The organism is Kitasatospora sp. NPDC005856 (assembly GCF_040629945.1).
Classification (GTDB): Bacteria; Actinomycetota; Actinomycetes; order Streptomycetales; family Streptomycetaceae; genus Kitasatospora.
Genome location: NZ_JBEXWT010000210.1, coordinates 1 through 2,426 on the forward strand (window position 1 = coordinate 1; position 2,426 = coordinate 2,426).

The following is a 2,426-nucleotide window of genomic DNA, read 5'->3' on the forward strand; positions in this document are numbered from 1 at the left end:
CTACGGCCTGGGCACCACCTTGTCACGCTTCTGGTCAAGATGAACAGACGACCGAACAATCGGTAGGGATCGTGCCGCCACAGCGCCCGTCACGCCCTCCTCCGCCGCTCCCTCCCGGCCCGCGGACCCGGCCGGCGGCCGACCCGCCGACCGACCCGCCGGCCGGTCCGGCGCGCCCACCGGCCCCGGCCGCGCCCGCCCCCGCCGGCGCCGGTTCGCCCTGCTGCTCGGCACGGCCGCCGCCCTGGCCGCCCTCGGGCTCGGCGGGGCCCTGCTGCTGCACCCCGACGACGGGTCGGGCACCGTGGCGGTCACCGCGGGCGTCGCCCCGAGCGCCACCGCCGACGGCCACGGAGCCCGCGCCCCGCACACGGCGGGCGCCGGCACCGACTACCGCGAGGACGAACTGGCCGCCCAGGTCCAGCAGTTGCTGGCCCGCTCGGAAAGCGTCCCGGGGCTGCGCCCCACCGGGCCCGCCAAGTCCGAGGGCGCCCCGCCCGCCGACGGCGCCCGCCCGGAACCCGACGCGCCCTCCCCCACCGGCTCACCCGGCGCCCCGGGCTGCCCGGCTCCCGCCTCCGGCACCCCGCTGGCCACCGACCGGGGCAGCTACCGCGGCGCCCCGGTCGACGTCCTGGTCTACCCGCTGCCCGGCCGGCCCGGTCTCGTCGACGTCTACCTGCGCTCCCCCGACTGCGGCCCGATCGTCCTCCACCAGGCCGTTCCCAGCCGCTGACCGGCGGTTCCCATGCGATCCACGCCGACGGCGGCACGCCGCTTCCGTACTTCGGGCGCCTGGTACTGATCCGCCTGGGAATGCGAGACACTGGTCAGTCGTTGTCCCGGGCGGCGGAGCAGGACCGCCCTCCCCGCAGCAAACGCGGGTCGCGATGCGAACCAGGAGAAGCAGTGAGCGACGTCCGTAACGTGATCATCATCGGTTCCGGCCCGGCCGGGTACACGGCTGCGCTCTACACGGCCCGTGCCTCCCTCAAGCCGCTGGTCTTCGAGGGGGCCGTCACCGCCGGTGGTGCACTGATGAACACCACCGAGGTCGAGAACTTCCCGGGCTTCCGGGACGGCGTCATGGGCCCCGAGCTGATGGACAACATGCGCGCCCAGGCCGAGAAGTTCGGTGCCGAGCTCGTCCCCGACGACATCGTCGCGGTCGACCTCACCGGTGACATCAAGACCGTCACCGACTCCGAGGGCAACGTGCACAAGGCGCGCGCCGTGATCGTCACCACCGGCTCCCAGCACCGCAAGCTCGACCTGCCGAACGAGGACAAGCTCTCCGGCCGTGGCGTCTCCTGGTGCGCCACCTGCGACGGCTTCTTCTTCCGCGACCAGGACATCGCGGTGGTCGGCGGCGGCGACACCGCCCTGGAGGAGGCGACCTTCCTCTCCCGCTTCGCCAAGAGCGTCACGATCATCCACCGTCGTGACACCCTGCGCGCCTCCAAGGCGATGCAGGAGCGCGCCTTCGCCGACCCGAAGATCCGCTTCGAGTGGGACAGCGCGGTCGAGGCCATCCACGGCGACCCGAAGCTGAGCGGCGTCACCCTGCGCGACACCACCACCGGCGAGACCCGCGAGCTGGCCGTCACCGGTCTGTTCATCGCGATCGGCCACGACCCGCGGACCGAGCTCTTCAGGGGCCAGCTGGACCTGGACGCCGAGGGTTACCTCAAGGTCGAGGCCCCCTCGACCCGGACCAACATCCCCGGCGTGTTCGGCGCCGGCGACGTCGTGGACCACACCTACCGCCAGGCCATCACCGCCTCCGGCACCGGCTGCTCCGCCGCCCTGGACGCCGAGCGCTACCTGGCCGCGCTGGACGACCTGGAGGCCAAGGCCGCCGCCGTCGCGGTCTGAGCCCCTCGATCCGCCCCACGGGGGTGTTCCACGTGACACACCCCCACCCCGGCCGGGCAGAAACAGAACGGGCCCACCCGTTGTTCTCCTGGCAGCAGCCCCCTCCGTCCGAACCCGAGGAGTTCCCGTGGCCGGCGCCACCACCACCGTCACCGACGCGACGTTCGAGCAGGACGTCCTGAAGAGCGAGAAGCCCGTACTGGTCGACTTCTGGGCCACCTGGTGCGGCCCGTGCCGCCAGGTCGCCCCGGTCCTGGACGACATCGCGTCCGAGCACGGCGACAAGCTGACCATCGCCAAGCTCGACGTCGACGCCAACCAGGCGACCGCCGCCAAGTACGGCGTCATCTCGATCCCGACCCTGATCGTCTACAAGGACGGCGAGCCGGTGAAGTCCATCACCGGTGCCCGCCCGAAGGCCGCGCTGCTGCGCGAGCTGGCCGAGTTCATCTAGGCTAGGAGCCGGAGCCGTCCCGGCAGACGTATCGGGCCCCGGGGTGCTCGCGCAGCCACGCGACCAGGGTCTGGGCGGTGCGGTCGGGCAGCACGTC

Annotated in this window: 3 protein-coding genes; all 3 read left to right on the forward strand. The window is 73.0% G+C overall.

What is annotated here, in order from left to right:
• Window positions 1–304: 304 nt before the first annotated feature.
• The 3 genes from ABZ449_RS41970 (at window position 305) to trxA (ending at window position 2,329) form a co-directional block, all read left to right on the forward strand.
• The gene (locus ABZ449_RS41970) at window positions 305–736 is read left to right on the forward strand and encodes a hypothetical protein (protein WP_360357399.1); all 432 of its coding nucleotides are present in this window, start codon (window positions 305–307) and stop codon (window positions 734–736) included.
• 173 nt (window positions 737–909) lie between these two features.
• Entirely contained in the window at window positions 910–1,875 is a 966-nt protein-coding gene (gene trxB, locus ABZ449_RS41975) for a thioredoxin-disulfide reductase (protein WP_360357402.1), read from the forward strand.
• 127 nt (window positions 1,876–2,002) lie between these two features.
• Window positions 2,003–2,329, forward strand: a complete 327-nt coding sequence (trxA, locus tag ABZ449_RS41980; RefSeq protein WP_360357405.1) for a thioredoxin — start codon at window positions 2,003–2,005, stop codon at window positions 2,327–2,329.
• Window positions 2,330–2,426: the final 97 nt, after the last annotated feature.